The organism is Rhizobium sp. SRDI943 (assembly GCF_057653695.1).
This window is the reverse complement of sequence record NZ_CM172787.1, coordinates 801,874-827,642: the sequence shown is the minus strand read 5'-3', so window position 1 is coordinate 827,642 and position 25,769 is coordinate 801,874. Positions and strand designations below refer to the sequence as shown.

Sequence of the window (25,769 nt, the reverse complement as noted above, 5' to 3'; positions counted from 1 at the left end):
CCTCCCGAAATCCCATTCATTCCATGGCCGAACGTAGGCCCGGAACCCTGGCCTCGCAACGCTCGTCTCCGCCCGTCAGGCCCGTGAATGATGTACGTACATCAAAAGCTATACATCGGTTGATATCCGAGATCAATCAGGGATCGAACCATGCGCGGCAGGCGTGATCGGGCTGGAGACCGAGCTGCGGTCCGAGACGAAGACGCCGGCGATAAATCGTGACAAGAAGCCGAAGCTGAGGCTGGTCCATTTCGGCGCCAGTCGCCGACCCATCCGATCCGCCGTGCAGCAGAGTTGCCACGCGCTTCTGACTGACGATTGCTGTCTCTGATTCCGGATCGCGATCCGCCCCTCCAAGCTTTGCGGTGGCGCCGATCGAGCGAGTGTACGGTTGACCGAAACTTCTGAAGCAGATCCGCGTTAATCAGCACCTGTGAAGGAGGTGTACCTTGCTGACGCTGTATTTTCATATCACGCACATGGATGGCTCAGTATTGGAAACCGAGGGCCAGGAGTACCCGGATCTTTATGTCGCAACTGCAGAAGCCATGGAGAGCCTTCAAGAACTGGTCGCAACGGCTCTTTTGTCCAGAAGGCAAAGAATTCCGCTCGGCATCGCAATCTGCAGCGAGGAGGGAACGATCCTCCGCGAGGTTTCCGTCAATGCCGCCGTCCCCGAGACAGCCCAAAGCCACCAAGCGAGTGTTTCCACTCCGCTAGGTATATGCGCCAGCTCGGGAAGCAATGCGGTCGGCGAGAGTAACGGGCCGGGCCGGCCGGGGGCAAGTTTGATACCGCGACCCTTCGATGCTGTCGTGCGGCCCACTCCTTCTGTCGAAAATTAACTGCCCCGTCTCTCGCGACGGGGCTTTCTTTTTGGAGGTTGATTGGACGCATGTTAGAACACCCGAAGAAAAGGGGCGGTCGCGGTGGCAAGTTCATCCGGAACGCCCACTGCGGCCACCATATCTTCCCTTCCTTCCGCGCGAGGGCAGTTGCATTGGACGAAAGTTAATTTCGGGTCGCCCGAAGTTGGAATAGTGCCTGGCTGAATCGCCAATCATCAGAACGAAGAGAATTATTGTTGGCCGAATGAGGGATCTGGAATGCTTTTCTCTTCAGACACGGATCGGAGGGACGTTCGTCATTTCAACGGGCCGCTGGTTTCGGTGGTCATCCCGGCCTTCAATGCTTCCCGTTATATCGAACGCACGCTTCGATCCGCCGGGCGCCAGACCTACCGGAACCTGGAGATCATAGTCGTCAATGACGGCTCTACCGATGATACGGCAAGGGTGGTCGAGCAAGTGGCGCTGGCAGATTCGCGGATCCGCCTGCTGTCCACGCCAAACCGCGGCGTTGCCGCAGCAAGGAACACCGGCATCCGGGAAGCAGCAGGTCGGTTTGTGGCATTTCTTGACGCGGACGATCTCTGGCATCACACGAAAATCGAAAAGCAGGTGAATGCGCTCAATCGCTTAACCCCACAGTGGGCTGCGGTTTATGTGCTGCATTACATCATCAATAGTGACGACGAGATCCTTCGCTCCTGCCGGCCCGATGTCGCCAGAGGATATATCTTCGCCCGGCATCTGACTTTCAAATATGTCGGCAACGGAAGCGCGCTTCTTGTCCGTCGGGATGTCGCGCTCGAGATTGGCGGATTTGACAGCTCATATGCAGCTGCAGGAATTGGCGGCTGCGAAGATCTCGACTTCGAACTCAAGCTGGCCGCGCGCTATCAAATCGAAGTCATCCCCGAACGGCTGGTTGGATACCGGCAGTATCCCGGCAACATGTCGTCCAATCACCTGCCAATGGGCCGAGGCGCACTGGAAGTTATCAGGCGTTCGCTGGCGGCAAACCCTCAACTCCCCCAATACGCAACGCGGAGCGCAATCAACGCCACCCAGAAATACGCATTTTGGGAGTTCCGCCAAGCCAGGAACACGTATCTCTCACTTGTGACGATCTGGTCGATCTTAAAAAGCGAACCATCTTTCGTGGTTCGGCTTGCACTCGAGAAGTGCCTGCGCCTGAGACAACATTGTCTTCGCCTCGTGACCGCAACAGCAACCGGTCGTGATCCACCGCGAGTGAACAGGTCGAAATTCGACCAGCAAATCGTCCCTTCGTCTGTCGAACGCCCGGACGAGACCGCGCAATCTCGACGTCACCTGATGCAACTGACGGAGGTGGATGCCGAGCTGCATTCAACCCTTGAGCCCGTGGCGGACCGGCTCGGCCAGGTGGCAAAATCACAAACCCGGTCTTCGTAGCCGGAGGCGAAATCAGACATTTGGGTCGACATCAGGATGGCGCCAGAGCGCCCAACCTTTGCCGCTTGTCACAAGCATCAGAGGAGCAAAGTCCTCGCTTTCGCGCGCTTCCCTATGACCGACCGCCTGCATTCCTATTCATCGCCTCCTTGCCGAGCTCGGACGCTCGACACTGGTCGATAAATTCAAGCGTCATCAGGGAGGTTCTGACTGGAGTTCGGCAACATTGCTAGAACCTCCCTGACGTCCTTTCAGCAAGGATCAGGAGAATTTAATGCGGATCGTGCCGAGGGAAAGCCGGACTTAAGTCCGGCTGGTGATGTCAGGGCACGCCGCTCATATCCAGTGCGAGGTAATGTGTACGTCCGTGGAGGGGCGGAACAGGAGGAGAATATGAAGTTCGGCCCCGATAACTACAATCACGAAGAGCGCTGCTCGCAAGGCCACAGTTCGGCATCCACGATCGCCACAATCGAAGCAGCCCTTTCCGCCGATCCGGATATCGACAGCAGTGCCATCGAGATCAGGATGCTCGGCCCTGTCGTCCTGCTCGAAGGCTTTATAACCAACGCCGCAGACCGCGACAAAGCCATCTCGCTTGCCGCGATGATCGTCGGCTGGGAGAACGTCCAAGACCGAATGCTCAGCCGTTTTCCCACGCAGTAGGCGGGCGAATCCTACGCTAGGACCAAGGTCGGACCGGCCCCGGCATGAAGTCCGACGTCTGGAACACTTCCTCGATCTTGCGGTTTGTCTCCGCAGCGGAATCAACCGCATCCAAGGAGGAAAACAGATGAATATCAAAGTAATAGGAATCGCCGCAGGCATCTTGTTGGCATCGAGCTCTGCCTTTGCGCAGTCTTCGACGGTGACAGGAGCAGTAGGCGGTGCTGCAACGGGTGCGATTGTCGGCGGCCCGGTCGGTGCTGCTGTCGGCGGTATCGTCGGCGGCGTGGCAGGTAGCGTCATCGATCCACCGCCGCAGCAGGTGGTGACCTATGTTCAGCAGGCTCCCGCCCCGACCACGCGCGTCGTGGTGAAGGAGAAGGTCGTCGTCGGACAGCCCCTGCCGGAGACCGTGGTCGTCACACCAATTCCCGACGACCCGAAATATGCATACGCGATCGTCAACGATCAGCGTGTGATCGTCGAACCTTCCTCCCGGAAGGTCATCCAGGTCATTCAGTGACCACGTGCGGCTGACGCCGCCCCCTATCAACAGTCAGGGCACGCATCCGACGCATGAGAATGCGTGGCGGCATCGCGTGCCCGAAACCTCGGAGATCGATCATGAAAAGCAACCATCTCACATGCTCGTAGCAGCGTTGTCACTCAGCGTATCGCCGCTTGCCACACTGCCCGCCGCGGCTCAGCAGGACACCAAGAGCGGCGGCCAGGCCCAGTCCGGTTCCCAGACGGGCACGGACGCCGGTTCGCAGCCCGGCTCCAGCGCCACCGGCACCGGCGCCGACTGCACCCCCGACGCTTCGGGAGCCTGCCCGCAAGGCAAGGGCCAGTCATCGCAGCAAAAATCGGGTCAGGGTTCGGACATGAAAAAGAGCGCCGAACAGCCTTCGAACGATAATTCTTCGACAAAGGGAAGTGCCTCCGGCAAGTCTTCGACGGAAGCCAAGCCCGGATCGCAAGACACCGGCGGCGCCACCACGACCGAACAGAAGCCGGCCGCCAAATCCGGCAGCAGCGATACAAGCGGCTCGGCCACCTCAGGCACGAAGAGCAGCACGCAAAATGCCAAGCCTGCAGAGGGCTCGGGCAACGCCGCCACCACGCAAAGCGGCGATGCGTCGAAACGGTCGACCGATCAGAACTCTTCGACGACGAGCAAAAGCTCTTCCGAAACCAAGGTCAACAACAACACAACGACGAACAATCAGACGTCCAACACCAAGACCAACGTCAACATTTCCGTCGAGCAGCAGACCGAAATTCGCACAGTGGTGAAGGAGGTCCATGTTGCGCCGGTGAAGGAAGTGAATTTCACGGTCTCCGTCGGAACGACGATCCCGAAGAAGGTTCGTCTCGAACCGCTGCCGCCACGCATCGTGAAGATCGTTCCGCAGTACGAAAGCTACCGCTTCTTCATCCTTGCTGATGGTCGGATCGTCATCGTCGATCCCGATGCGCTGACGATCGTCTACATCATCGAGGTCTGACAGGCATGTCCCGGCGGCGTTTTGCGCCGCCGGAATCCCGGGAGCAATCAAGCGGGGGTAACCCGAAACGTGATGAAGGCGGCCGGTTTGCGGGGCCGCCTTCTGTTTGATCAGGCCGTCCGCCTGACCATTCTGGCAATGGCTATCAGGATGCAGGCTCCGATGAAGCCCGCGATCAGATAACCCAGCCATCCGCCTAGGACGACGCCGAAGAGCGACAGGATAAAGTTGGCGACGATGGCGCCGACAATGCCGAGAATGATATTCATCAGCACGCCCATGTTGCTCTTCATCAGCATTTCGGCGAGCCAGCCGGCAATGCCGCCGATGATGATTGCGGCGATCCAGCCGATACCTGCACTTTCCATAGCAATTCCCCCTTGTGAATGATGAGCGGCCGGCGCGGGCTGTCACGTCTCGCAGATCGAGCTAAACCGATCGCCAAGACTATAACCTTCCGCGGCGCCAGTTGGTTCCATAAGCTCCGCCCCAACAGGTCTCGTGCCCCTCCCCGATCGGCTTCAGGTCACTTGTCGGCCGCGGGCCAATCGTTCGCAGGTTCCTCTATGACGGCAACATCGTCCTCCGCAGGGTCAGGATCGCGCTCAAGGGCTGCGCGCAGATTGCCGATCTCCTTGATGATCGCAACGAACACGTCCTGCTGCCTGGCCCCGGCGACAACGCGGTCGTCTACGAGATGCTCCAGCTTCGCGCGAAGCCCGACCTTCCAACTATTCTCGCTCATGCCCTCTCCTCCTCTGATCGATCCACACGGATCATGGTCGCTCGCCCGTTCGATCGCCTTTGATGGCGGGCGGCGGTTTCCGCGCTCAGGCGACAGTGATCGATGTGTGGCCCTGGTTGACGGTTTCGATCATCGCGAAATCCTGTTGTCCGGGATGAGATCGCGGCGAACAGGTAAGGTGCTCTCCTGGCGTTTCCGCCCGCACCGAGAAATCGGAAAAACCGGTGCGTTCACCATCTCCGTCGCGTCCGATTGGCACGCCGCGACCTCGGCGGATTAACCGATAGCCGCAGCAACGGTTCCGCCCTGTCTGGACTCTTTGCGTCCGTGAAACTGTCTATAGACTGTCCGTGTCTTCCCGAACCGTTAGAATACGGTCGATAAGACCCCATTCCAATGCTTCTTCCGCCGTCATGAAGCGGTCACGATCCATCCCGCGCTCAAAGTCTTCATAGGAGCGTCCGCAATGCTCCGCGTAGAGCCGCGTCATGCGCTGCTTGGTCTTCAGAATTTCTTCGGCGTGAATCATCATGTCGGAAGCCTGGCCTTGGAAGCCACCGGATGGCTGGTGAATGAGGATACTGGCATTCGGCAAGGCAGCTCTTCCGCCGGCCTCGCCTGCCATCAGCAGGAACGATCCCATAGAACGGGCTGTCCCCATGCAAAGCGTATGAATTGGCGCGCGGATAAAACGCATGGTGTCGTACATGGCGAGGCCGCTGGTCACGACGCCGCCCGGAGAATTGATGTAAAGATTGATCGGCTTCTTTGGATTCTCGGCCTCAAGGAACAGTAACTGCGCGCAGACCAGAGCGGAAACGGTATCGTTGACCTCGCCGTTGAGGAAGATGATGCGTTCGCGCAGAAGGCGGGAGTAAATGTCAAAAGACCGCTCCCCTCTGCTGGATTGTTCTATGACCATAGGGACGAGTTGCATCGCTTCGCGCATCGGCGAACTCCAATCTTGCAGACATCAACGGGGAGAGCTTGCCGCGTCAGGCGGCGAGCATGAGGGGCGGACTGTTGCCGTTCGCGGGCGTTTTCGCCATCCGGTCAAGCCTCGCGTCGGTCAGCTCGTGGACAATGCGCAGGCGGGTGCCGCCGGTCGCGTTCGGGACGATCGTGAACGTCACCGTGCTTTCAAGGAAAGGTGGAGCGTCGTCGCGCAGGCTGTAACGGACCTCCTCGCCAGGTGTGATCGTGGCCGGGGTGGGATCGGCTAAAGCGTCTTTCGGCAACCAGTTTTCCCGAAATTCCGGAATGCTGATTGCACGCCAGACCTTTTGCGGCGGTTCATCCAGATCGAATTCCAGGTCGATGCCGTCTTTCTGCTCCTTGGCCTTTCCATCGTTCATTGGTCCATATCCTTCAGCAAGACCTTGAGAGCTTCGATGCGGGCAGGCCAGTAGGCGCGATATTTCGCCAACCATTGTGCGATGAGAGCCAGCCCGTCCGGATCGACTTCGTAATTCACGAAACGCCCCTGCCGTTCTTCCCTCACGAGCTTTGCGCTCCGCAAAACCGAGAGGTGTTGCGACATTGCCGGCTGGCTGATCTCCATGCCCTCCCGCAGGGCACTGGCGTTCATGCCGCCCGCCGCCAGCTTCTCGAAGATCGCGCGGCGGGTGGGGTCAGCCAAGGCTCGGAAGATGTCACTCTCGATCATGCAAACACATAAGCACACACTTATGCGATTCGCAAGTCTATTTCGCGGCCGCAAAACTCTTCGAGCCCGAGACTATGCCAAGGCAATTCCCTAAAGTCCGCGATCGGCATATTTCCCGCTGTGCGCGCGGCGGATTTGCGTCAACAGCAGACATTGCCGGCATCGCAAAACCGTCTGTTCTGCGACGTCGCAAAATTCAGGAAAACAAGCGTCGCTTTAATCGGGACTTTCGCGACAGGCACCCGATTGACAATTTTTGAAAATTTGCCCTTCTTGTCGTGTCTCAATCCTCGATCGGAGAGAGACGACAATGCGCAAAACCTTCTATGCCTCCCAAAGTATTTATTCGGAACCCGGCCCGTATCGTGAAGCCTTGATGCTCGGGGGCGACGCGCCGGAGTTGATTGCCCGGAGGATTGGCTCGTTCATGCAGCATCCTCGCGGTGCCGAGTCGAAGGAACGAGGCTTTACCACTAAACAGGTCATCGATCTGGAGCTTCGTTCCGTAACCGAGATTCTGGCAGTTGCTGCCGAGGGCAACTTGTTTGAAGGCGATCCTACGCAGATCAAGGTTGGTGGCCTCTGCCGGGATTTCGCAATTCTGGCAGCGAGCGCTTTTCGCGCCAAGGGTATCCCGGCACGTCTTCGCGTCGGTTTTGCCGACTACATCGTTCCCGACTTTTGGGAAGATCACTGGCTTTGCGAATGGCATGATGGCCAGCACTGGAAACGGCTCGATGTGGAATTTGCGGCGGCCGGTGGAGCTTCCTTCAACACATTGGACGTACCGCGCGACCGGTTTCTAACCGCAAACGAGGCATGGTTTCGGATTAAAGACGAACCGGGCATCGCCTCGCGATTTGGCGTGTCGAGCCTCAACCTTGGGGGGAGTGGTTCGTCGCGGGAAGCCTGCTTCGAGAAATCGCGGCCCTGCGTAAGCTGGAACTGAAGCCGTGGGATTACTGGGGTCTATCAAAGGACCTTTCCCCCATTTCAACCGAGTTGTCGCAACAGGCGAGGACAACGCTAGACCAGCTCGCTTCGCGACTCAGGAGCGCCGATGTTGACGGGGACGGCGAGCCGGAAACTACAGCGGACTGGCCTTTACCAAAGGAGGTTATCAGCTTCCCACAAGGCGAGCCTGTGGTTGTCGCGTTGCAAAACTACTGACTTTTGCGACACGTCCAGCGGAAAGAGTTGTCTGGCTGCAGCCGACGCTGATCGCAGAGATTGAATATAAGGCGTCGACGGAGGACGCGAAGCTTCGGCATGCGATATAAGGGGCTGCGGGAGCGAGGACAATGCGGCGGTTTATGACCTAGAATAACGTTCAAGAGCTTCGGTCTGCAACCGACGCAAGGCTAAATAATTCCCGTCAAACCTAAAACTATGAAAGTCAACATAACAGAGGTAATTACCACGAAAGAAGGCCAGAATATCAGGAATTTCTCTTTCGGCTTCATCAACACGCAATCATCATCACCTCCCCGATCGGACCAGTACGCCTCAGGTCCGAAATCTTCGCGGAAATCGAAGCCGTTTCTACTGTAGAAGATGATCGACCTGATGAGCCAATACCAATGGTAAGCGCAAAAGGCGCCCACCACGCAGAACATGATCCAACTTACAATTAAATCGCCATCAACCACTACGATGCTCCCAACGTCCGAAGCCTAGCAGCGGTGGCGCAGCTGGATCAAGCAGTGCCATCCACTTCGCCATCTCCATCTAGAGCGTGCACCGGCAGCAGGATTGGTTCCGCCATGCCGAAACTCTTTGGGTCCGTAAAAGTATCTCGCCGTCTTTGGCTCTTGGGAGATCACAAAGGCTGCACAAGCAGACCTGCCGCCAAGGCGTGAAAAGCCTCGACCGCCTTTGGCATCACGCTTTGCGGATCTTCGCTGGCGGCGATCCACAGAGCCGCATTGAGAGCGGCGCCGCTTAGCAATCGGGCGGCCGCCTCTGGGTCAAGCGGCTTGAGGATGCCTTGGGCGATCAGGCGCTCCACCGTGCTCTTGGTCACCTGCAGGCAATTGTTCTGGCTCGGCCACTGCGAGGGATCACCCAGCACCGCAGGTCCGTCGAGCAGGACGATGCGCTGGACTTCCGGATTGAGCGCCATCTCGATATAGGCCGCACCCTCGGCAAGCAGGCCCTGCCAATCATTGCCTGCGCGCGCTCCGATCTCCTGAGCGCGCACCGCCATCTCCGTGTCGATCTGATCGACAACCGCTGCCAGGAGCCCGCGCTTGTCTTGGAAATTGTGGTAGAGCGCGCCCCGTGTCAGGCCGACGTCAGCCGTCAGCTCGTCCATCGATGCTGCCGAATAGCCCTTTTCCGCAAAGGTCTTGCGCGCCGCCGCGATCAGCTTGACGCGGTTTTCCTGCATCGTTTCACTGCGTTTCCTCGCCATTCAATCCCTCAATTTCAGATACGAAGCGTATATGGACTTGACATACGATGCGTATCTCATACATTTCACATACGAACCGTATATCAAATGGGGCGTGAGATGTGAAGCGATACGTCGCGCTCAACGGTCGTTGTCAACAATGAAGAGAGACCAGAATGACAAAACGCGAAGCAATCTTTCCGGCCGACCGGCATGCTCTTTACGAGAAGCACGGCTATTCCGCCGCGATCCGCTCCGGTGACCTGTTGTTTGTATCCGGGCAGGTCGGCAGCCGTTCGGACGGAACGCCGGAACCGGATTTCGAAAGCCAGGTGCGGCTCGCCTTTGAAAACCTGAAGGCGACGCTGAGCGCCGCCGGCGCAACGCTGGATGATATCGTCGACGTCACCAGCTTCCACACCGATCCTGAAAACCAGTTCGGAACGATCATGGCCGTCAAGCAGGAGATGTTCAGCACGCCGCCCTACCCGAACTGGACCGCCATCGGCGTCAACTGGCTCGCCGGCTTCGACTTCGAGATCAAGGTCATCGCCCGTATTCCGTGAAGTCACTGACACCGCCGGGGCTGCATCCGTCACCCGCACGAAGTGCCGGCAGGAGAGCGGCCCCGCGCTGCCAGCCCTGGGACATTTGACAGCAGCACAACTTTAGGAGTTAGAGGACCGACCTCACTCCGAGAGGTTTCCTCAAGGCGCCCGTGGATCGTCGGCTACCCTCCCTCGTTACTGTCTGCTTACATTGCCCTGGCACCGTAGAGAATGACCCCGCAGCCCGCCGCGTTGCCTTATATTTAGAAAAATCAATTGCATAATCTTGGGGAACAAAGAACTCCCTTGCGTGTTTTCAGCGCATGGATCGTCATCTGATCCGCAAAATGAGAGGAAACACATATGAAGAAGATCGTCTTTGCGGCGACAATTCTCTGCGCGTCTGCCGTTGCAGCCCTTGCCCAGACAACGCCGGCTCCATCTGCGGATGGAAATACACCTGCGGTTGCAACCCCGGACACCAAAAATCCGACTGCACCCGTCGAGGGCGCCAACAGCTTCACCGAAGCCCAGGCGAAGGATCGCATTACGGAAGCGGGTTACACCGACGTCAAGGATCTCAAGCTCGATGACAAGGGGATCTGGATGGCCGCCGGCATGAAGGACGGGAAAGCCGTCTCCATTGCCCTCGATTATCAAGGCAACATCGTCGCCAAGTAACCCCCAGGGAGAAACATCATGAGAACTGTAACCGGACTTTTCGACGACTATTCGGACGCTCGCTCCGCCGTCAGCAAATTGGAAGCGGCAGGCATTCCCTCAAGCGACATCAGCATCGTCTCCAACAAGGCTGGCCGCATCGATCGCGACTCTGACGTTGGCGAGGATGCCGCGACCGGCGCCGGCATTGGCGCTGCCGTCGGCGGCGCCGGCGGCCTGCTGACCGGACTGGGCCTGATGGCCATTCCGGGTGTCGGACCGGTGGTTGCCGCAGGCTGGCTTGCCGCGACTGCGGCCGGGGCCGTCGCCGGCGCTGTCGCTGGCGGTGCTGCCGGTGGCCTGATCGGCGCCCTCACCGACTCCGGCGTCCCGGAAGATGATGCTCACCTCTATGCCGAAGGTGTCCGCCGCGGCGGCAGCCTGGTCACCGCCAAGGTCGACGACGTCCGCGCCTCCGAGGCGCAGGCTATTCTCCAGGGTTCAAACTGGGTCGACCCGATCGAACGCCGGCGTGCCTATAACGACCAGGGCTGGACGCGGTTCGACGACACGCTCGATCCATATGCGCCTGAGCAGATCGCGCAAGAGCGTGACCGCTATCGGCGGACGATCTAACCGGCCTTGAGACCAACCCTCCTTGCATGTCGCAAGGAGGGTTGAAGCGTTGATCCAAGCATCAGTCGGTGCTTGAGATCCGCAGTGGACAAAACCCTTTCGGAGATTACCGAGGGAGGCGAAAGTGCACGGCGAGCTTTATGCCGCCGACAATCGAACGCTCGCATCTGCTTGGATAATGATTTGGACGATGAATATCCGTCATCTCGGCTCATCGCATGGACATGGCAGCCGCGATATTTAGTATGAAGAGATTACCTGTCAGGCGTGTTACCATCACTTTGTCGGGCCGAGCTTCTGGCCGGTTGGCATTGTTGCCGAGTGATGACTTGCTCCGTGAGTTTTCGGCCCATGAGGGCCTCCCTATGCAAAAAATCCCCATCGCGCATTTCGAAGCGGCGAGTACTCTTGCCGTGGTGGTATCATCCAACGAGCCGCTGCTGTTCCTATCCGATGACCTGAAGGTCATCGCGGCGAGCGCGTCGTTCTGCCGGGCCTTCGACATCGACCCCAAGACCGTTTGTGGCCAACGCCTCAGCAAAATTGGCAACGGCGAATGGGCGATGCCCAAGCTTGCATCACTGCTGAGGGCTACCGCCTCTGGAAGTGCCAACATCGAAGCCTACGAAATCGACTTTCAGAGGCCAAACCAGAAAATGCGGCACTTGGTCGTCAATGCGCGGACGCTCGATGACGGCGACATCGACCATATTCGACTGCTTCTGGCCATCACCGACGTGACCGATGTGCGCGCCGAGGCTCGGCTGAAAGATGATCTGGTTCGCGATAATGCCATTCTGCTGCAGGAGGTCCAGCACAGGGTGGCCAACAGCCTCCAGATCATTGCCAGCGTTCTCATGCAGAGTGCCCGCCGGGTCCAGTCGGAGGAAGCGCGCGGGCACCTCCACAACGCCCATCACCGGGTCATGTCGATTGCAACCCTGCAGCGGCAACTCTCGACGTCCAGCGGCGGCAAGGTCGAACTCCGCACCTATCTGACTCAGCTTTGCCAAAGCCTCGGCGCATCGATGATCGCTGATCCGGACAGGCTCTCGATTGAGGTGACGGCCGACGACAGCGCCGTCGACGCGGACGTTTCCGTTCGCTTGGGGCTTATTGTGACCGAGCTTGCGATCAACGCCCTCAAACACGCCTTTCCCGATGAGCGAACGGGCACAATCGTCATCGACTATCGATCATCCGGCGACGACTGGGCGCTCTCCGTTACCGATAACGGCATCGGCATGCCTGCGGGAGCACCAAAGGCGGGCCTCGGGACTGGCATTGTGGAGGCGCTGGTAAAGACCCTGAACGGCGAAATTCAGCTGAGCGATGCGGATCCCGGCACCGCCGTCACCATCAGCCGCCAGGAAAGCGCCGGTTCCCGCGACATTTCTACGGCCGCGTAGGAACTGAATGGCTTCCTACGCGCTATCCCATCGGAGCCTGCGAGGCTCCCAACTCTAATTCAACTGAGTGAGTGATGAGAAATGGCAAGGCGGTCGTCCTGGTCGTCGAAGACAGCACGATCATTCGGATGGGTGCGGTCGATCTGGTGGTATCTGCGGGATATGAAGCGCTGGAGGCCTGCGATGCGGACGAGGCAATCGGCATCCTTGAATCCCGAGACGACGTCGATCTGGTGTTCACCGATGTTCAGATGCCTGGCACGATGGACGGCATCAAGCTCTCCCATTACATCAACGATCGGTGGCCGCCTGTGAGGTTGATTGTTGCGTCGGGCGCAGCAATCCTCGAAGAGAGCAGCCTCCCCACCGGAAGCCGGTTCTTCTCGAAACCCTACGACAGCCACGCGATTATCGATGCAATGGCTCATCTGCTGTCGATCCGGAAGCACGGCTGAGGCATGATGGATTGGGGCGTTCAGACCAATCACTGCTCAACGTGGAAAGAACTGCGCGGCGTCCTATATGCCGCACCGGCTCCCTCAACCTCCACGCTGCGTTTGGCATGTCCCCTCTACCCGTTACGGGGGTCCGGAGGACGGGTCGAGACAAGGGGCTCGACCCCGGTAAGGTTAGGGTGAGGGGCAGCCATTGGCGCGAACCCAACCATCTTTGTCTCCAGCCGGCTTGATGCGAGGCTGATCCGGGCGTAATCCAGAACGTAGCCACCCTCTCCTTCGACACCAATTTGAAACGACCCCATGGCGCACTCCCTCAACACAGCCCCATCGCCCGCCGGCGGCCCCAACCAGCCGAAACTTGATACGGACGACATCTGGCAGGCCCGCGTCGATCTTGCCGCCTGCTTCCGGATGGCGGCAAGGCTCGGCATGGAGGAAGGGATCTGCAACCATTTCTCGGCCGTCGTTCCTGGATATGACGACCTGTTCCTCGTCAACCCTTATGGCTACGCTTTTGCCGAACTGACGGCCTCGATGCTGTTGATCTGCGACTTTCACGGCAACGTGGTGTCGGGCAGCGGGCAGCCCGAGGCCACCGCCTTTTACATCCACGCCAGGATTCACAAGAACATTCCCCGCGCCAAGGCGGCGTTCCACACCCATATGCCTTATGCCACCGCCCTTTCGATGACGGAGGGCGATCCCTGATCTTTGCCGGGCAGACCGCCTTGAAATTCTATGGCCGCACGGCCGTCGACCAGAACTACAACGGCCTGGCGCTCGATGCGCGCGAGGGCGATCGGATCGCCGCCGCAATCGGCGATGCCGACATCGTCTTCATGAAGCACCACGGCGTGATGGTCTGCGCACCTAACATCGCCGAGGCCTGGGACGACCTCTACTACCTCGAGCGCGCCTGCGAAGTGCAGACGCTCGCCCTGTCGACCGGACGCGAAGTCCTTGCCGCCGCGCCTGAGATTGCGGAAGCTGCATACCGGCAAATGCGCGAAGGCGACCCGGAGTCGGCCCGGCTCCATCTGGAGTCCGTCAAGCGCGCGCTCGATCGCAGCGAGCCCGAATACAGGCGCTGAGCCACAAACCGCGGTCTAGGGCGTGAACTCATAAAAACGCAGCCATAGTCGGATGGAGGCGACGGGGGTTCGCTCGCCAATGGTTGCATCTTCTGATAAGATCAGCCTCATACATCTGGAGGCCTCGCATGCCCTGCAGCAGCGCGCTCGCTCCATTCGTCATCGCCGCTCTGGCCCTCGGTCCGCTGCCGGCTGGAGCGCAGAACAATGCTGCGCCACCGCCGGCGGCAATCTCCCACAAGGCCAAGCTTTGCCAGATGTGTCACGGTAGGAAAGGTCTGCCGACTGTTAAGAACACGCCGATCATCGCCGGCCAGCACGAGTCCTCTTTGCTGATAGCTTTGCAGGAATATCGCAATGGAGCGCGCACCGACGAGCTCATGGGCCGGATCGCGAAGAATCTTTCCGACGACGACATGAAGGCGCTTGCGGCCTACTTCTCCGCACTGCCTTGGCCCGCCTACCGCGAGCCGGCCGACGCAGCGAGCATGACCCGCTTCCAAGCGCTCGACGTCGAGAAGAAGTGCACCTCGTGCCACCGCGAGGGTTTCGTCGGATACGCCAACACTCCGCGCGTCGCAAATCAGAAGCTGGACTACCTGATCAAAACCCTCTCCGACTTTCACGACAACAAGCGCCCGAACATGCCCCGCATGACGGCGTTGGTGCAATTTGTCGGCCGACGACATCGCTGCCATGGCTCACTATCTTGCCGGCCTCTGACGATCAGCTCGGGGGTCGGCGATCGACCGAATAGGGCCGCCGCCCGGCGCTCTAGGCGTGTGCCGGCCGCCAATGCGGATAGGTGACATAGGCGGTGAGCGCGCCCTCCTCGTGCGAGCGGATGGTCACCGTTTCACCCTTGGGCATGTAGACGATCTCGCCAGGCCCGGCGGTGACCGTTCCCCCGTCCGTCGAGACCGAAAGCCGGCCTTCCAGAACGATCATCACGTCATCAACCGCCATCGTCTCGGTCAGGCTCTGGCCGGGTGCGTAACGTCCATAACCGATGGTGATCGGCCCTCCGTGCCGCTCGTCGACCAGATTGCCGACGGAGATGTCTGCCTCCTGTCCGGGGGAACGCTCCAACGACGCATCGGCGACCGTGAACTTACGCATCTTCATCGTCTTCCTCCTTTGCCGTGTGCAGAGGTAGCGCGGAAATTTTACACGCCAAGACGGATGGGAGACGCACGAGGAGGAGGTTTCCGGTCTTGTGGTCCCCTCGCCAGCGAGAAAGGTGGGGCGAGGCATGGCGACACGCTTCCCCTCACCCTCCGTCATCCCAGGCCTTGAGCCTGGGATCCATTGCCCGCTGCTGATGAATGCCGGCGTGGATCCTCGGGTCAAGCCCGAGGAAGACGGAGGGTGGGGTGAGCTCTGCGGCAAGCACACCGGCAACAACCGTGAAAATCGACATATCTTTCGGACTGGCTTCGCAGCCAACCGGAGCGAGAGGCGGCAGGCCAGCCCCGTCCTTCGAGGCCCCTTCGGGGCACTTCAGGATGAGGCTGGAGAGAGGTTGCAGCCTGGTTCAATGGAAGCGCGGCGGCAAGACGCGCCGGTAGCCCATGCAAGCACCACGGTTAGCCCTCATCCTGAGGTGCGCAGGCCAAAGGCCGGAGCCTCGAAGGACGAGGGCGGGTGGCGCTTGGTTGCGTCTGAAGCCACTCCCCACCCATCACCTTACAAATCCGTAAGTTGCGGCCAAGCCGTCCTCTCGGCTAGATCTCGCCCCCAGGCATGCCGGGAATGATCGGGCTGATGCGAATCCTGCTTATTGAGGACGACCGGAAAACATCCGATTATATCGCCAAGGGCTTCTCCGAGGCCGGGCATGTCTGTGACGTGGTTGGCGACGGCCGCGATGGGCTGTTTCAGGCGCAGCGCGAGGCCTATGACGTCATCGTCGTCGATCGCATGCTGCCGGGTCTCGATGGCCTGGCGATCGTGCGTTCACTGAGGGCTGCCAAGGTCGGCACATCGGCGCTGTTCCTGACGTCGATCGGCGGTGTCGACGATCGGGTCGAGGGGCTGGAGGCGGGCGGCGACGATTATCTGGTCAAGCCCTTTGCCTTCTCCGAGCTGATGGCGCGCGTCAATGCGCTTGGCCGGCGGCCGCCGGTGCAGGAGCAGCGGACGGTGCTGAAGGTTGCCGATCTCGAGCTCGATCTGATCCGGCGGGAGGCCCGCCGCGCCGGCCAGGTGATCGAGCTGCAGCCGCGCGAATTTACCCTGCTCGAGGTGCTGATGCGCGGCGAAGGCCGGGTCATCACCAAGACGATGCTGCTGGAGCGGGTCTGGGATTTCCACTTCGATCCGAAGACCAGCGTCGTCGAGACCCATATCAGCCGGCTGAGAGCCAAGGTCGACAAGCCGTTCCAGGTCCAGCTTCTGCATACGGTCCGCAACACCGGATACAGCCTGCATGCGCCTCGCTAGAACAGGATGATTTCAGGGCCTATCAGCCTGAAAATCTCAAAACCTGTTCGCAATTTAAAGAGTAAGAGCATGATCTCGTCCGAAAACCGCGCACACTTTTCGGCATCATGCTCGAGCCTGCGCAGGAGCACGCCGTTCCGGCTTGCCGTCACCTTCGGCGTGCTCTTTGTCGTCACCTTCATCCTGAGCGGTGCGATCATCTACCACATGCTGCGCCTCGGCCTTGAGCGTGATCTCGAACAGTCGCTCCACGAGATGAATTCGCTCATCGTCTCGACCTACAATCCCGGTGACACCGAGGATCTGATCAACACGCTGAACAATTATGCAAGCTTCCAGTCGACCTCCGACGGGCTCTATTCGCTGACGGATGCAGGCGGGCGCAAACTCGCCGGCAATTTCGCCGCACCGCGCATCCCGAACGGCGTCTATACCGTCACCTCCAGGGATGTCGGGCTGAAGGCGCATGAACGCTACCGGATGCAGGTCTCGACCATCGGTCCCTACAGCCTGGTGGTGGCGGAAAACTTCAACGATGTCGACGAGATGCTGCGGATCGTGCTGGTCAGCTTCGAATGGGCCGCCGCGATCGTCGTCGCGACCGCGATCGGCGGCGGCGTCTTTCTCGCCGTTCGCGCCCAGGCGCGGCTGGACAGGGTCGCCCTTACCATGAACGAGGTCTCCCACGGCGCGCTCGACGCTCGCATTGCCATCACCGGCAACGGCGACGATCTCGATACGGTGGCGATCCAGATCAACGCGGCGCTGGAGCGGCTGCAGAGATTGGTCGAGAGCATGCGGCAGGTGAGCGCCGATATCGCCCACGATCTGAAGACGCCTCTGAACAGGCTGCGCCTGACGCTGGATGCCGCGGTGGCCGGCAACGACCAGCAGGCGGATGTTTCGGCTCTGCTTGACGAAGCCAGACACGAGAGCGACCGGATCAACGCCACCTTCGAGGCGCTGCTGCGCATTTCCCAGATCGAGGCCGGCGCCCGCAAGGAGCGTTTCCAGGCAACCGATATCGACGCCGTGCTTGGCGTGATTTCCGAGGTCTATGTCGATGTCGCCGAAGACGCACTGATGGCGTTGAGGATCGCGGAGCGCTGTCCGGCGCTCATCCGGGGCGACCGTGATCTGTTGACGCAGATGATCGCCAACCTGGTGGAAAACGCGATCAACCACTGCCCTGATGGAACCGACATCACGGTTTCGCTCCGCTGCCAGGGCGGCCGCGCTATCATCTCGGTCGCCGATAGCGGCCCCGGCATTCCCGCCGGCGAAAGGGACAAGGTCTTCCGGCGCCTCTACCGGCTCGACAAGAGCCGCGCGACGCCGGGAAGCGGGCTCGGGCTCAGCCTCGTCAAGGCAATCGCCGACCTGCATTCGGCTAAGATCACCATGGCGGACAATCATCCCGGCCTCATCGTTTCGATCGGCTTCCCGCTGATCTCGGCGGCAGGTGCTAATTTCGCATCCGCCATGCCGCGAGCCGGCTGAAGCGGGCCGTAAACCGGCGCAGCTCGGCCGCAGCGCGATACGGCAGCACGCTCCACGGCCGGCGGCGGCCCAGCCGATAGGTCGAAAGCCCGGCTTGGATCTGCGAGCAGGGATCGGCCCTTTGGCTGACCGGCAGCGGATCGACGAAGCAGGCGCTCAGCCCATCATCGAACTCCAGATCGAAGGCGAGATCATAGGGCAGGCGCATGGGGACAAGCACATCGGCAATCCAGCCCGCCGCCTTGCGATTGATCAGATAGGCGCCGGAGCCCTTCTCGCGGGTCAGCGCGATGGCGAGCGAGCGCGATGCGGTCAGCGGCTCCACCTTGTGCTTTCGCCCGGTATTGACGGTCGACAGCCGCAGAATGTCCCAGCGCGCCTGGTGCTCGAGAGCGGCGTCGAGCAGCTCGGCCAGATCGTCATCGAAATCGAGATCGTCCTCCAGAATGAGCGCGAACTCGGCATGGCTGCCGAGGAACCGCTTGGCGCATTCGACGTGGCTCAGATAACAGCCGATCTCGAAATGGTTCGGCCGGCGGCCGTGCCGGCGGAGATAGGATGCTTCGTCAAAGCCCGGATGCGGCAGGCTCAGCCCTGCGCCATCGACCGCCGCCACGCGCTCGAAGGCAAGGCCGAAGCTTGCCAGCAGGCGCTCCATTCGAAACCTGCGCAACGGCGCCCGGTCGAGATTGATCAGGTAGGTGTTCACCCGCAGGCTGACCGGATGAAGGGCCGGCATAAGCGTGGCAGGAGCGGCGCGCATGTTCATGAAAGAGCTGACCTTCAACTTGGCAATGATGGCGCCAAGCCTGCGCTCCAAACCTCACGGGGACCTCGCTGGAACTATACATTTTGGTAAAGTGCGGCGGTCGAACGGCCGGGGCTGCATTCTTACGGATTGGTATGATCCCGGCAAAGTGCGCGCAACAATGCCGCGCTACCAGCTCTCCTGCGGCACGCAGTGGACGCCTCCCTTCCCGCGATCGAAACGACAACCACCGCGCCTTCGATGACGACAGCGACCCACTGCGTGCCGCGCCGGATGATCCTTGGCTTGAGCAACCGGCGCAGTGCCCACACTCGCCTAGAGATCGCCGCCCGCCCCTCATCCGGCTGCTGCCACCTTTGTAACGCTCGCTGGTGAGGACACCTCGCCTTCTTCCCCGGGGGCCGGAGCACGGGACGGTGGCGGAGCTGTTCCTGCCGTTGAGTGGTTCATCTTCGAAAGTGGACGAAATGTTCCAATCCATTGTCACCCATTGACGTGAACAGGTTTTACCCCAATACGGTCAGGCCAGCCAGACGACAACAGGAGTGCAATCGTGAGCGAACCGACCGTAGCAGATGCAACAAACCGCATTTATGAGTCGCTCCAGGCGGACAACGCCGACATCGACGTGCATATCGCGGCCCTCAAGGCAGCGTTGACGCGGGCGGGTGTGAAAGAGGCCGTATTCGACCCGGCTAGGCTCGTGCAGAATAACCGTTCTGGCAGGAAGCGGATGGAGGCCTACTTTCGGCAGCGCGGTGTCACGGTGAAATTCTCAGCCTAGTGAAGCCTTGCTATGAAGGCAGGCGGCTGTAGTCACCCTCAGTGGGGCCTGACACCACGGTTGCTGGCCTTGCGGGCGCGGTCGGCGAAGGTTTCGGTGACCTCGCCTTCATGGCCTTTGACTGAGAACAGCGATAGCGCCCTCGGGCTCGGGGACGGGACTGCAGTCCTAGGGATGGCGGAGGCTAAGCGACGGGCACCACCCCGTCACTCCTCTTCCTCCCAATATCTTTGCCAAAGGTCGAGCCTTGGCTTCAGCGGATCTGCTCCGAACGTCACGCCGTGATTGGTGAAGTCGATGACCCTGTGGACGAAGGGGTCGTGGTGAGGCCATTTTGGCCGTGAGCCTCCATTGGGGTCACCGCTCGTTGCAAAATCGACCCAGTAAGCACTCGCCAATGTGGCCATGGCCCAGTCGGCAGGCGTAACCTTGTCTTTCACCAGTGCGTCTGGAACGTTGAGCGTAAACGGAATTTCGAAGCCGTGCGGAGTGCCTTTCCATGCCGGATCGTTGCGGAGAGCCTCGGCGACATAGGAGAAACGATACCACCACGTCGGCCGACCAGCGCGGATCATCTCGTCAGCGAGGTGGCGAGACGGTTCGACAAGTGTTTTGTCGGCCAGAACCTGCTGCTTCAGCTCATCGAGGGTCTCTTGGCCGGTCGGATCGTAGACGGTGCGGGCCTCAGTTGCATGCTTCCCGAACAGCGCGAAGAGATCGTCTTTCGTCGCGGCCTGACCAAGACCGAGATCTCGATTATTTGCCCCGACGATGACGGGAACCGGCGCCTGACGGCCTGCCGCAAAAGCCGCTTCCGGCGTTTCGAGCAAAAACCGTCCGTCAATCATCGCGCCTGAGATGCCGATGACGGGCTTGCCTGTCGACATTCCCGCCAGCACCTCTTGTGCCGATGCACCCTCGGTCAGCTTTTCCGCAGGCAGCGCCCGAAGTGCCGTGAGAGCCTCGGCATCGCTGCCGTTGATCCCCAGAGAAGCCGCATAGTCCAACGCGGTTTTCTCCGCTTCATTCAGAGGTGACAAAGGCGTGCTCTCAGCACGCGCGGCAGGCAGGCCCGGTGACTGCAGAATGGCGCCGCGGAAAAGCCCCCGTGACAACGGCGATATCATGTGCGCCATCACCGAGCCGCCACCGGCCGACTCTCCGAATATCGTCACTTTCTTCGGATCACCGCCGAAGGCTTCAATATTTTGCTGGACCCATTTCAAGGCTGCAAGCTGGTCCATGTAACCATAATTGCCGACGGGCTCGTCAGGGGATTCCTTGATCAGTGCAGGATGGGCAAAATAACCCAGTCGTCCCATGCGGTAGTTCATACTGACGAACACGACTCTCCGGGCAGCCAGCTGGCCACCGGGATACTGAGGGGTGTTTCCATGGACAAGAGCGCCGCCGTAAATCCAAACCATCACCGGCAGCGGCGTCCGGGGACGCTTGATGGGTGTCCAGACATTGAGGGTCAAACAATCCTCTGACTTCGGCAGGTCATCGGTCTGCATGCAGGACGGGCCGAAATTGCGGGCATCCCTGATACCGCTCCATGTCTCCGCTGGCCTGGGATTACGCCATCTCAGATCACCGACCGGCGGCGCCGCGTAGGGTATGCCTTTGAAGCTGACGACCGTGCCTGACCTCTCACCCTTCAGCATTCCGCTGTCGATCGTAACGGTCTCGTCTGCCGCACCCAATCGTGGCGCCAACGCCAGTTGACACGATGCGAGGGCCAAGAAGAGCAGGAACTTGCGACGGCCGTCCACAAACACTGCACTCTCCAACGCCAAGTTGAGACAGTTTGAGAGCAAAATACTCCCATAGAGCGGCACCGAAAAGGGTTCATCAGACGTCGACCAAAGTCGCTATGTCGGCATCGGCCTCTTGCTCGCGCTCATTTATCTGGGCGCCAGGACAAAGTTCTTTGAACGGCGGTGGACCGAGTAGCTCGGGGGCGGTCAACCGGTTAGACCCGCGGCGTTTTGGACGCGAGCAGCGGATCCCATGTCATGCGGCAATCCCGCACATAGATCGCAGCGGGTCGAGCCACGGGTCTCGCCCCGTCCTTCGGACCCCCGCGCGCGGGGAGAAGGGACATGCCGCACCGGCTTCCTCAATCTTGACGCTGCGTTTGGCACGTCCCCTCGCCCCGTTTTTACGGGGAGAGGGTTAGGGTGAGGGGCAGTTCCCGGCGTGAACCGGATAGAGCGCGGGAGTCGGGGCTTTCGCGGCTATTGCTTGCTGCGATCGTCGATGACGTCGGCTCGACGCTCCGTTCCCTTCGCCTTTGCAGGCACCTTCTCCGTTGACCCGTCAGTTCGCCCTCGCCTAAGCTAGGGTATGGACGAGCCAGAAATTCCCCTTATCGGCGGCAAGGATTCGAATGTCGTGCGCATCGGCGAAACGGTGCGGCGCGGCGGACGTGCGTGGTCTCCGGCCGTTCTCGACCTGCTGCGGCACGTCGAGCGCCAGGGATATGATGGCTGCCCGCGTGCGCTGGGCCTCGATGACCAGGGCCGGGAAGTTCTTACCTATATCGACGGTGACGTCGGCAACGGCGAAGGCTTCCTTCCCGATAAAGGCGGTCGCTTCGATCTCCGTCTCCCGGATTATGTCTGGCGCGATAACGTCCTCGAGCGCCTGGGACAATTGCTGCGATCCTACCACGATGCTGCAGCCAGCTTCTCATGGCGGGATCGCGAATGGCGTCTTGACGCCCGCCACCCTGTTGAAACGGTCTGCCACAATGACCTGACGCCGTGGAATACGGTGTTTCAAGCAGGGCTCCCCGTGGCTTTCATCGATTGGGACGCGGCAGCGCCGGGACCGCGCGCCTGGGACCTCGGCTTTGTTGCCTGGCGCTGGGTGCCGTTCTGGCGTGACGAGAAATGCGAGGCGCATGGCTTGCAAACGGGCGTCCGCGAGAAAGCCCGGCGCTTTCAATTGTTACTCGATGCCTACGGGATAGAGCCCGAGATCGGCATCATGCAGGCCGGAATCGAACGGGTTCGGCAAATGCAGCAACATATGCGCAACCTTGCCGCAGCAGGTTCCGCATGGGAGATGGAATTGGCTAGCCGTGGTGTGCTTGACGAAGGGATGCTTGAGGTCGCCTGGATGGAAGACCATGCGATGGACCTTATTCAGCGCCCATGCGGATGAGCGTCGGGCCGAGCAGCTCCGGCGTCAACCGGCCGTCGCCGCAAGCCCCCTGCTCGCCGACGAGAACAGCGGCGGCGGCATCTGGTGCAGGCGCGCTTTCGCTCCCCGAAGCTACCGAGATCTGACCGAAGTGATTTTGCCGACGGTGATGAAGAGCCGTCGGCGAAGCGCCCCATTCCGGCCGTTCGGGCAGCGTTGGCGATATCCTAGAGCATGATGCCAAAAAGTGTGGTCGGTTTTCGGACGACATCATGCTCCAACTATTTAATTTAGAACAGGATTCAGATTTTAGGCCCACCGGGCCTAAAATCATCCTGTTCTAGGAGCTGCCGTTCTTCATCGCTTCCGCGGATGACCAGCTCGGGTGGAATTCCGACTGGCGGCCAGCGGGGATCGGTGGTGTCTTACTTTACTGCCGAAAAGGCGGTCGGTGACAACAGCTGGCTAGAGATAGTGGAGAGGATTTCCCCGTCGCGCTCTGACTCGTCGCGGGCCTTAAGCCATGCAGGATCAGTGGTGAAAGCATTCCATTTCACCTCGCGATCAGCTAGCGATTCCCAGGCGATGAGATAGGTGAGACGCTGGCTGCTTTCGCCCACGATTGTGGTGAAGAAACCCGCCTGCTTGATGCCGTGCTTGTCCCATATTGCCAGCGTATGTTCAGCAAAGCGGTTGAGCAGCGCGGGCAATCGGCCGGGCAGGCAGTCGTAAATTCTGAGCTCGTAGATCACAGTCTTGCTTCCTTATGTCCCTTGAGAACGACATGTGTTTGGCAATTGCTCCCCCGCGCCCACAATGTCCTCAAAACTTGCAGCAACGTCAATTTCACGGTGGATCCGTCAATATCCCTATTAGAACAGGCCCTGCAGGTATGTGCCAACCGCTAATCTTCTGTCAATCAGATCGCCTGTGTTTAGGCGTGGCAATTTTGCCCCCCTGGTGATGTTGATCAGCGCTTGGCCTGCCCGGCGCTGGCCGGGGTTGTAGAGGGCGCAGCGGCACGGCGCACCGACCACCCCTCATCCTGAGGTGCGCAGGCCAAAGGCCGGAGCCTCGAAGGACGAGGGCGGGTGGCTGGATGCCAATGGCAGCATGGCATATCGAGGCAGGCGGGAGGCCAGCCCCGTCCTTCGAGGACCCTGCGGGGCGCCTCAGGATGAGGCTGGAGAGAGGTCGCAGCCCCGGACACCGGACTGAGCCTTGAGCCACCCCATCACCCAGCCCTCGCCGCCCGCAACGCCGTCAACCCCCGCCGCAGCCATAGCAATTGCTGCGGCGGCATCTGGCGCAAGTGTTCATAGTCCATCACCGTGACGTTATAGACCGTGCTCCTGACCTGCGGTCCATCAGGGCAGCGCAGAAGAATGCCCTGCAGCGCCATCATGCGGTTGCTGGCTTTGCGGGCGCGGTCGGCGAAGGTGTCGGTCACCTCGCCTTCATGGCCTTTGACGGTAAAGAGCGATTGCGCTCTCGGGCTTGGGGCCGGGATGCCTGTGGTCTTGTGGTAGCGGGCGATCGCCTCGGCATAGTCGTCGCCGGCCTGGCGCTGCTCGGCGGTGATCAGGCCGTCGAGGAACATGCGGCCGAGGGTGTAGCCGGCAAAGGGGCTCTTGACCGTCTCGTCATCAACCGTCCGGCCGAAGCCGTGGATGCGCCGGCGGGCTGTTATCGCCACGCTGATATTCTCCTTCTCGGTTTCGAAGGGCTTGATCTTGCCGCAGGGAAAACGCTCGACATTCTCCTTGCGCGGACGGCCGGCGCCCTTGTTTGCCCGTTGTGTCTTCACCTTGGTGGCTTTGCCGCCCATGCTGATCGTCCCTCTATCGAATGATGCCGTTTCTGAGTGCCGCGGCGACCAGCGCCGTATCCTTGAAGACGCCGAGCCTCGCCTTAGCGTTGGCAATGTGCGTGTTCACGGTGATGTGGGAGATGCCGAGAATGGTGCCGATCTCGGCGGCCGTCTTGCCCGCCGCCATCCAGCGGATCACTTCGGTTTCGCGTGGGGTGACGGTGCTCATGGCTCTGCATACCCATCGATGCAGGGCACGCGCGGCATCGTCACATGCGCGCCCGACATGGTCACGCGCGTCACGCGGTCGGGGTGGCGGATCGGCTGGACGGGCGGGCCCGCCTTTGGCTGCGGATGCCAGGTGTCCTGCCTGGAGGGGAACCTGTCGCGGTTGCGATGCGCCATGTTGATGACGGTGTTCTTCTTCGAGCCGAACAGGTTGGCGATCTCTCTCGCCGATAGCCCTTCCTTCCAAAGCTTTTCCGCCTTGACGATCTTGTCTTCCGTCCAAAAGGTGATGGTCATCTCAGTGCCTCCTCGTATCGTGCGGCCCTTGCAATGATCGGGTTGTCGGGAAACATCCTGGCGAGCTCCCGCTTGGCGCTGCGGCTTCCATTGGCTGCGTCCCGCAGCAGTTGCATCTTGTAGGCCGGCACTTTCGGCTGCGGGCTCTCGGGCTCTGCCTCCATGCGCGGCCGGCTTTCCGCCTCGATCGCCGCCTGCTGATTGCGGCATTGCTCGGCGAAACTGGCTGAGCTCGGGGCGAAGGCGCGGTTATGATCCCTCACCTTTCCTGATATGAAGAGTTTGGCGGCCTGCCAGACCGCCTCCAGCGGGATGCCCTCGATCGCGACGAGATAGGCGCGGATCTGCATGTCGGGATCAGTGCCTGCGGATGCCGGGAAACCCGAAAGCATCCCAGCTATGATCTTCACCGGAGAGGAAATCTCTTGCGGCATCCACTGTCGTCCTTCTCGTGCTGCTGTTGATCGACCCGGCCTCCCTCGCTTTCTCCTTGAGGTACCAGTCGCATTTGATCGCCTGCCAGCCGCGGAAGATCTGCATCTCGGCGGCGCCGACCGGGTCACCGGTCATGAGATATTCCCTCGCCTGCATCCTGGCGGCATAAGCCGTCAGCGGCTTCTTCAGCGTGCGCTTGCGATGCTCGATGATCGCTGCCGCCAGCTCCTCCCCCAGCACCGGGCGGAGGATTTCCATGATCTCCTGGCTCACTGTATCCTTAGCCATGCGATGTC

33 protein-coding genes and 3 pseudogenes are annotated in these 25,769 nt (G+C 60.3%); 18 read left to right on the top strand and 18 right to left on the bottom strand.

The window, feature by feature from the left end; all coding sequences use genetic code 11:
- Positions 1-132: 132 nt before the first annotated feature.
- Entirely contained in the window at positions 133-273 is a 141-nt protein-coding gene (locus tag AC245Y_RS04120) for a hypothetical protein (protein WP_017993275.1), read from the bottom strand.
- Between the two features lie 176 nt (positions 274-449).
- Between AC245Y_RS04120 and AC245Y_RS04115 the strand changes: the two genes are divergently transcribed.
- From AC245Y_RS04115 to AC245Y_RS04095, 5 genes and pseudogenes are all read left to right on the top strand, one after another.
- On the top strand, positions 450-845 hold the full coding sequence (locus AC245Y_RS04115) for a DUF6894 family protein (RefSeq protein ID WP_017993274.1): 396 nt from the start codon (positions 450-452) through the stop codon (positions 843-845).
- A gap of 261 nt (positions 846-1,106) precedes the next feature.
- Positions 1,107-2,279: a glycosyltransferase family 2 protein gene (locus tag AC245Y_RS04110; RefSeq protein WP_017993273.1), complete on the top strand. Its 1,173-nt coding sequence runs from the start codon at positions 1,107-1,109 to the stop codon at positions 2,277-2,279.
- A 393-nt stretch (positions 2,280-2,672) separates the two neighbouring features.
- Complete coding sequence (locus AC245Y_RS04105; RefSeq protein WP_017993271.1) at positions 2,673-2,945, top strand: BON domain-containing protein; 273 nt, start codon at positions 2,673-2,675, stop codon at positions 2,943-2,945.
- Between the two features lie 127 nt (positions 2,946-3,072).
- Positions 3,073-3,468 carry a DUF1236 domain-containing protein gene (locus AC245Y_RS04100; RefSeq protein WP_017993270.1) on the top strand — a complete coding sequence of 132 codons (396 nt, stop codon included), beginning with the start codon at positions 3,073-3,075 and terminating at the stop codon, positions 3,466-3,468.
- A 101-nt stretch (positions 3,469-3,569) separates the two neighbouring features.
- Positions 3,570-4,453: pseudogene (locus tag AC245Y_RS04095) on the top strand (DUF1236 domain-containing protein).
- Between the two features lie 110 nt (positions 4,454-4,563).
- Here AC245Y_RS04095 and AC245Y_RS04090 read toward each other — a convergent pair.
- The 6 genes from AC245Y_RS04090 to AC245Y_RS04065 form a co-directional block, all read right to left on the bottom strand.
- Complete coding sequence (locus tag AC245Y_RS04090) at positions 4,564-4,821, bottom strand: GlsB/YeaQ/YmgE family stress response membrane protein (protein WP_017993268.1); 258 nt, start codon at positions 4,819-4,821, stop codon at positions 4,564-4,566.
- 158 nt (positions 4,822-4,979) lie between these two features.
- The gene (locus AC245Y_RS04085; protein ID WP_017993267.1) at positions 4,980-5,198 is read right to left on the bottom strand and encodes a hypothetical protein; all 219 of its coding nucleotides are present in this window, start codon (positions 5,196-5,198) and stop codon (positions 4,980-4,982) included.
- Between the two features lie 85 nt (positions 5,199-5,283).
- Complete coding sequence (locus tag AC245Y_RS04080) at positions 5,284-5,457, bottom strand: hypothetical protein (RefSeq protein ID WP_157628319.1); 174 nt, start codon at positions 5,455-5,457, stop codon at positions 5,284-5,286.
- Between the two features lie 78 nt (positions 5,458-5,535).
- Complete coding sequence (locus tag AC245Y_RS04075) at positions 5,536-6,147, bottom strand: ATP-dependent Clp protease proteolytic subunit (RefSeq protein ID WP_017993266.1); 612 nt, start codon at positions 6,145-6,147, stop codon at positions 5,536-5,538.
- A 46-nt stretch (positions 6,148-6,193) separates the two neighbouring features.
- A complete protein-coding gene (locus tag AC245Y_RS04070; RefSeq protein WP_017993265.1) occupies positions 6,194-6,553 on the bottom strand; it encodes an SRPBCC family protein in 360 nt (119 codons plus the stop codon).
- Positions 6,550-6,864, bottom strand: a complete 315-nt coding sequence (locus tag AC245Y_RS04065) for an ArsR/SmtB family transcription factor (RefSeq protein ID WP_012756446.1) — start codon at positions 6,862-6,864, stop codon at positions 6,550-6,552. Before AC245Y_RS04065 ends, AC245Y_RS04070 begins: the two co-directional genes overlap by 4 nt.
- Positions 6,865-7,174: 310 nt before the next feature.
- Here AC245Y_RS04065 and AC245Y_RS04060 point away from each other — a divergent pair, with 310 nt between their 5' ends.
- Together AC245Y_RS04060 and AC245Y_RS04055 are read left to right on the top strand one after the other, a co-directional pair.
- A complete protein-coding gene (locus tag AC245Y_RS04060; RefSeq protein ID WP_245274003.1) occupies positions 7,175-7,813 on the top strand; it encodes a transglutaminase-like domain-containing protein in 639 nt (212 codons plus the stop codon).
- A 247-nt stretch (positions 7,814-8,060) separates the two neighbouring features.
- Positions 8,061-8,191: pseudogene (locus AC245Y_RS04055) on the top strand (ATP dependent DNA ligase); the annotation flags it as partial.
- Between the two features lie 492 nt (positions 8,192-8,683).
- On the opposite strand, the gene AC245Y_RS04050 reads toward AC245Y_RS04055, so the two are convergent.
- A complete protein-coding gene (locus AC245Y_RS04050) occupies positions 8,684-9,277 on the bottom strand; it encodes a TetR/AcrR family transcriptional regulator (protein ID WP_017993263.1) in 594 nt (197 codons plus the stop codon).
- A 155-nt stretch (positions 9,278-9,432) separates the two neighbouring features.
- Here AC245Y_RS04050 and AC245Y_RS04045 point away from each other — a divergent pair, with 155 nt between their 5' ends.
- The 7 genes and pseudogenes from AC245Y_RS04045 to AC245Y_RS04015 all read left to right on the top strand — a co-directional run bounded on the left by AC245Y_RS04045 (position 9,433) and on the right by AC245Y_RS04015 (position 14,867).
- Positions 9,433-9,822, top strand: a complete 390-nt coding sequence (locus AC245Y_RS04045; RefSeq protein ID WP_017993262.1) for a RidA family protein — start codon at positions 9,433-9,435, stop codon at positions 9,820-9,822.
- A 345-nt stretch (positions 9,823-10,167) separates the two neighbouring features.
- On the top strand, positions 10,168-10,485 hold the full coding sequence (locus AC245Y_RS04040; protein ID WP_012756441.1) for a PepSY domain-containing protein: 318 nt from the start codon (positions 10,168-10,170) through the stop codon (positions 10,483-10,485).
- Between the two features lie 18 nt (positions 10,486-10,503).
- Positions 10,504-11,100: a general stress protein gene (locus tag AC245Y_RS04035; protein ID WP_017993261.1), complete on the top strand. Its 597-nt coding sequence runs from the start codon at positions 10,504-10,506 to the stop codon at positions 11,098-11,100.
- 365 nt (positions 11,101-11,465) lie between these two features.
- Complete coding sequence (locus AC245Y_RS04030) at positions 11,466-12,509, top strand: sensor histidine kinase (protein WP_026157278.1); 1,044 nt, start codon at positions 11,466-11,468, stop codon at positions 12,507-12,509.
- Positions 12,510-12,583: 74 nt separating this feature from the next.
- Positions 12,584-12,964 carry a response regulator gene (locus tag AC245Y_RS04025; RefSeq protein WP_017993260.1) on the top strand — a complete coding sequence of 127 codons (381 nt, stop codon included), beginning with the start codon at positions 12,584-12,586 and terminating at the stop codon, positions 12,962-12,964.
- 303 nt (positions 12,965-13,267) lie between these two features.
- Positions 13,268-14,058, top strand: a pseudogene (locus tag AC245Y_RS04020) (aldolase).
- A 128-nt stretch (positions 14,059-14,186) separates the two neighbouring features.
- On the top strand, positions 14,187-14,867 hold the full coding sequence (locus tag AC245Y_RS04015; RefSeq protein WP_245274002.1) for a c-type cytochrome: 681 nt from the start codon (positions 14,187-14,189) through the stop codon (positions 14,865-14,867).
- On the opposite strand, the gene AC245Y_RS04010 is transcribed toward AC245Y_RS04015, so the two are convergent.
- Together AC245Y_RS04010 and AC245Y_RS04005 are read right to left on the bottom strand one after the other, a co-directional pair.
- A complete protein-coding gene (locus tag AC245Y_RS04010) occupies positions 14,833-15,183 on the bottom strand; it encodes a cupin domain-containing protein (RefSeq protein ID WP_026157277.1) in 351 nt (116 codons plus the stop codon). The genes AC245Y_RS04015 and AC245Y_RS04010 overlap by 35 nt on opposite strands.
- Before the next feature lie 145 nt (positions 15,184-15,328).
- Positions 15,329-15,478, bottom strand: coding sequence for a hypothetical protein (locus AC245Y_RS04005; RefSeq protein ID WP_017993257.1), 150 nt, complete (start codon positions 15,476-15,478; stop codon positions 15,329-15,331).
- Between the two features lie 344 nt (positions 15,479-15,822).
- Between AC245Y_RS04005 and AC245Y_RS04000 the strand changes: the two genes are divergently transcribed.
- Together AC245Y_RS04000 and AC245Y_RS03995 are read left to right on the top strand one after the other, a co-directional pair.
- Positions 15,823-16,500: a winged helix-turn-helix domain-containing protein gene (locus AC245Y_RS04000; RefSeq protein ID WP_026157276.1), complete on the top strand. Its 678-nt coding sequence runs from the start codon at positions 15,823-15,825 to the stop codon at positions 16,498-16,500.
- Between the two features lie 69 nt (positions 16,501-16,569).
- Positions 16,570-18,000 (top strand): sensor histidine kinase, encoded by a 1,431-nt coding sequence (locus AC245Y_RS03995; protein WP_017993256.1) that lies wholly within the window; start codon positions 16,570-16,572, stop codon positions 17,998-18,000.
- Here the strand turns inward: AC245Y_RS03995 and AC245Y_RS03990 are convergent.
- Positions 17,966-18,769 carry a glycosyltransferase family 25 protein gene (locus tag AC245Y_RS03990; protein WP_026157275.1) on the bottom strand — a complete coding sequence of 268 codons (804 nt, stop codon included), beginning with the start codon at positions 18,767-18,769 and terminating at the stop codon, positions 17,966-17,968. The two genes, AC245Y_RS03995 and AC245Y_RS03990, sit on opposite strands and share 35 nt — an antisense overlap.
- 550 nt (positions 18,770-19,319) lie before the next feature.
- Here AC245Y_RS03990 and AC245Y_RS03985 point away from each other — a divergent pair.
- Positions 19,320-19,553, top strand: a complete 234-nt coding sequence (locus tag AC245Y_RS03985; RefSeq protein ID WP_026157274.1) for a hypothetical protein — start codon at positions 19,320-19,322, stop codon at positions 19,551-19,553.
- 206 nt (positions 19,554-19,759) lie between these two features.
- On the opposite strand, the gene AC245Y_RS03980 is transcribed toward AC245Y_RS03985, so the two are convergent.
- Positions 19,760-21,334: a carboxylesterase/lipase family protein gene (locus tag AC245Y_RS03980; protein WP_017993253.1), complete on the bottom strand. Its 1,575-nt coding sequence runs from the start codon at positions 21,332-21,334 to the stop codon at positions 19,760-19,762.
- Positions 21,335-21,902: 568 nt separating this feature from the next.
- Here AC245Y_RS03980 and AC245Y_RS03975 point away from each other — a divergent pair.
- On the top strand, positions 21,903-22,724 hold the full coding sequence (locus tag AC245Y_RS03975) for a phosphotransferase (protein ID WP_017993252.1): 822 nt from the start codon (positions 21,903-21,905) through the stop codon (positions 22,722-22,724).
- A 404-nt stretch (positions 22,725-23,128) separates the two neighbouring features.
- Here the strand turns inward: AC245Y_RS03975 and AC245Y_RS03970 are convergent, their stop codons facing one another.
- The 6 genes from AC245Y_RS03970 to AC245Y_RS03945 form a co-directional block, all read right to left on the bottom strand.
- On the bottom strand, positions 23,129-23,455 hold the full coding sequence (locus AC245Y_RS03970; RefSeq protein ID WP_017993251.1) for an NIPSNAP family protein: 327 nt from the start codon (positions 23,453-23,455) through the stop codon (positions 23,129-23,131).
- Between the two features lie 482 nt (positions 23,456-23,937).
- Positions 23,938-24,531, bottom strand: a complete 594-nt coding sequence (locus AC245Y_RS03965) for a hypothetical protein (RefSeq protein ID WP_017993250.1) — start codon at positions 24,529-24,531, stop codon at positions 23,938-23,940.
- 13 nt (positions 24,532-24,544) lie between these two features.
- Complete coding sequence (locus tag AC245Y_RS03960) at positions 24,545-24,742, bottom strand: response regulator transcription factor (RefSeq protein WP_012756421.1); 198 nt, start codon at positions 24,740-24,742, stop codon at positions 24,545-24,547.
- Positions 24,739-25,038 (bottom strand): GcrA family cell cycle regulator, encoded by a 300-nt coding sequence (locus tag AC245Y_RS03955; protein WP_012756420.1) that lies wholly within the window; start codon positions 25,036-25,038, stop codon positions 24,739-24,741. Before AC245Y_RS03955 ends, AC245Y_RS03960 begins: the two co-directional genes overlap by 4 nt.
- Positions 25,035-25,430 (bottom strand): hypothetical protein, encoded by a 396-nt coding sequence (locus tag AC245Y_RS03950; protein WP_017993249.1) that lies wholly within the window; start codon positions 25,428-25,430, stop codon positions 25,035-25,037. The genes AC245Y_RS03955 and AC245Y_RS03950 overlap by 4 nt, the downstream gene beginning before the upstream one ends.
- Positions 25,396-25,761, bottom strand: a complete 366-nt coding sequence (locus AC245Y_RS03945; RefSeq protein ID WP_026157273.1) for a hypothetical protein — start codon at positions 25,759-25,761, stop codon at positions 25,396-25,398. The genes AC245Y_RS03950 and AC245Y_RS03945 overlap by 35 nt, the downstream gene beginning before the upstream one ends.
- Positions 25,762-25,769: the final 8 nt, after the last annotated feature.

What these genes read in the sequence shown, in the direction of transcription:
- AC245Y_RS04075 (WP_017993266.1), bottom strand. Translation starts at nt 6,147, where the DNA reads ATGCGCGAAGCGATGCAACTCGTCCCTATGGTCATAGAACAATCCAGC.
- AC245Y_RS03950 (WP_017993249.1), bottom strand. Translation starts at nt 25,430, where the DNA reads ATGCTTTCGGGTTTCCCGGCATCCGCAGGCACTGATCCCGACATGCAG.
- AC245Y_RS04050 (WP_017993263.1), bottom strand. Translation starts at nt 9,277, where the DNA reads ATGGCGAGGAAACGCAGTGAAACGATGCAGGAAAACCGCGTCAAGCTG.
- AC245Y_RS03955 (WP_012756420.1), bottom strand. Translation starts at nt 25,038, where the DNA reads ATGACCATCACCTTTTGGACGGAAGACAAGATCGTCAAGGCGGAAAAG.
- AC245Y_RS04040 (WP_012756441.1), top strand. Translation starts at nt 10,168, where the DNA reads ATGAAGAAGATCGTCTTTGCGGCGACAATTCTCTGCGCGTCTGCCGTT.
- AC245Y_RS04065 (WP_012756446.1), bottom strand. Translation starts at nt 6,864, where the DNA reads ATGATCGAGAGTGACATCTTCCGAGCCTTGGCTGACCCCACCCGCCGC.
- AC245Y_RS04100 (WP_017993270.1), top strand. Translation starts at nt 3,073, where the DNA reads ATGAATATCAAAGTAATAGGAATCGCCGCAGGCATCTTGTTGGCATCG.
- AC245Y_RS04110 (WP_017993273.1), top strand. Translation starts at nt 1,107, where the DNA reads ATGCTTTTCTCTTCAGACACGGATCGGAGGGACGTTCGTCATTTCAAC.
- AC245Y_RS04025 (WP_017993260.1), top strand. Translation starts at nt 12,584, where the DNA reads ATGAGAAATGGCAAGGCGGTCGTCCTGGTCGTCGAAGACAGCACGATC.
- AC245Y_RS04035 (WP_017993261.1), top strand. Translation starts at nt 10,504, where the DNA reads ATGAGAACTGTAACCGGACTTTTCGACGACTATTCGGACGCTCGCTCC.
- AC245Y_RS04085 (WP_017993267.1), bottom strand. Translation starts at nt 5,198, where the DNA reads ATGAGCGAGAATAGTTGGAAGGTCGGGCTTCGCGCGAAGCTGGAGCAT.
- AC245Y_RS03990 (WP_026157275.1), bottom strand. Translation starts at nt 18,769, where the DNA reads ATGAACATGCGCGCCGCTCCTGCCACGCTTATGCCGGCCCTTCATCCG.
- AC245Y_RS04010 (WP_026157277.1), bottom strand. Translation starts at nt 15,183, where the DNA reads ATGAAGATGCGTAAGTTCACGGTCGCCGATGCGTCGTTGGAGCGTTCC.
- AC245Y_RS04070 (WP_017993265.1), bottom strand. Translation starts at nt 6,553, where the DNA reads ATGAACGATGGAAAGGCCAAGGAGCAGAAAGACGGCATCGACCTGGAA.
- AC245Y_RS03995 (WP_017993256.1), top strand. Translation starts at nt 16,570, where the DNA reads ATGATCTCGTCCGAAAACCGCGCACACTTTTCGGCATCATGCTCGAGC.
- AC245Y_RS04060 (WP_245274003.1), top strand. Translation starts at nt 7,175, where the DNA reads ATGCGCAAAACCTTCTATGCCTCCCAAAGTATTTATTCGGAACCCGGC.
- AC245Y_RS04090 (WP_017993268.1), bottom strand. Translation starts at nt 4,821, where the DNA reads ATGGAAAGTGCAGGTATCGGCTGGATCGCCGCAATCATCATCGGCGGC.
- AC245Y_RS04030 (WP_026157278.1), top strand. Translation starts at nt 11,466, where the DNA reads ATGCAAAAAATCCCCATCGCGCATTTCGAAGCGGCGAGTACTCTTGCC.
- AC245Y_RS04005 (WP_017993257.1), bottom strand. Translation starts at nt 15,478, where the DNA reads ATGTCGATTTTCACGGTTGTTGCCGGTGTGCTTGCCGCAGAGCTCACC.
- AC245Y_RS03975 (WP_017993252.1), top strand. Translation starts at nt 21,903, where the DNA reads ATGGACGAGCCAGAAATTCCCCTTATCGGCGGCAAGGATTCGAATGTC.
- AC245Y_RS04120 (WP_017993275.1), bottom strand. Translation starts at nt 273, where the DNA reads ATGGGTCGGCGACTGGCGCCGAAATGGACCAGCCTCAGCTTCGGCTTC.
- AC245Y_RS04000 (WP_026157276.1), top strand. Translation starts at nt 15,823, where the DNA reads ATGCGAATCCTGCTTATTGAGGACGACCGGAAAACATCCGATTATATC.
- AC245Y_RS03960 (WP_012756421.1), bottom strand. Translation starts at nt 24,742, where the DNA reads ATGAGCACCGTCACCCCACGCGAAACCGAAGTGATCCGCTGGATGGCG.
- AC245Y_RS03965 (WP_017993250.1), bottom strand. Translation starts at nt 24,531, where the DNA reads ATGGGCGGCAAAGCCACCAAGGTGAAGACACAACGGGCAAACAAGGGC.
- AC245Y_RS04045 (WP_017993262.1), top strand. Translation starts at nt 9,433, where the DNA reads ATGACAAAACGCGAAGCAATCTTTCCGGCCGACCGGCATGCTCTTTAC.
- AC245Y_RS04015 (WP_245274002.1), top strand. Translation starts at nt 14,187, where the DNA reads ATGCCCTGCAGCAGCGCGCTCGCTCCATTCGTCATCGCCGCTCTGGCC.
- AC245Y_RS04105 (WP_017993271.1), top strand. Translation starts at nt 2,673, where the DNA reads ATGAAGTTCGGCCCCGATAACTACAATCACGAAGAGCGCTGCTCGCAA.
- AC245Y_RS03945 (WP_026157273.1), bottom strand. Translation starts at nt 25,761, where the DNA reads ATGGCTAAGGATACAGTGAGCCAGGAGATCATGGAAATCCTCCGCCCG.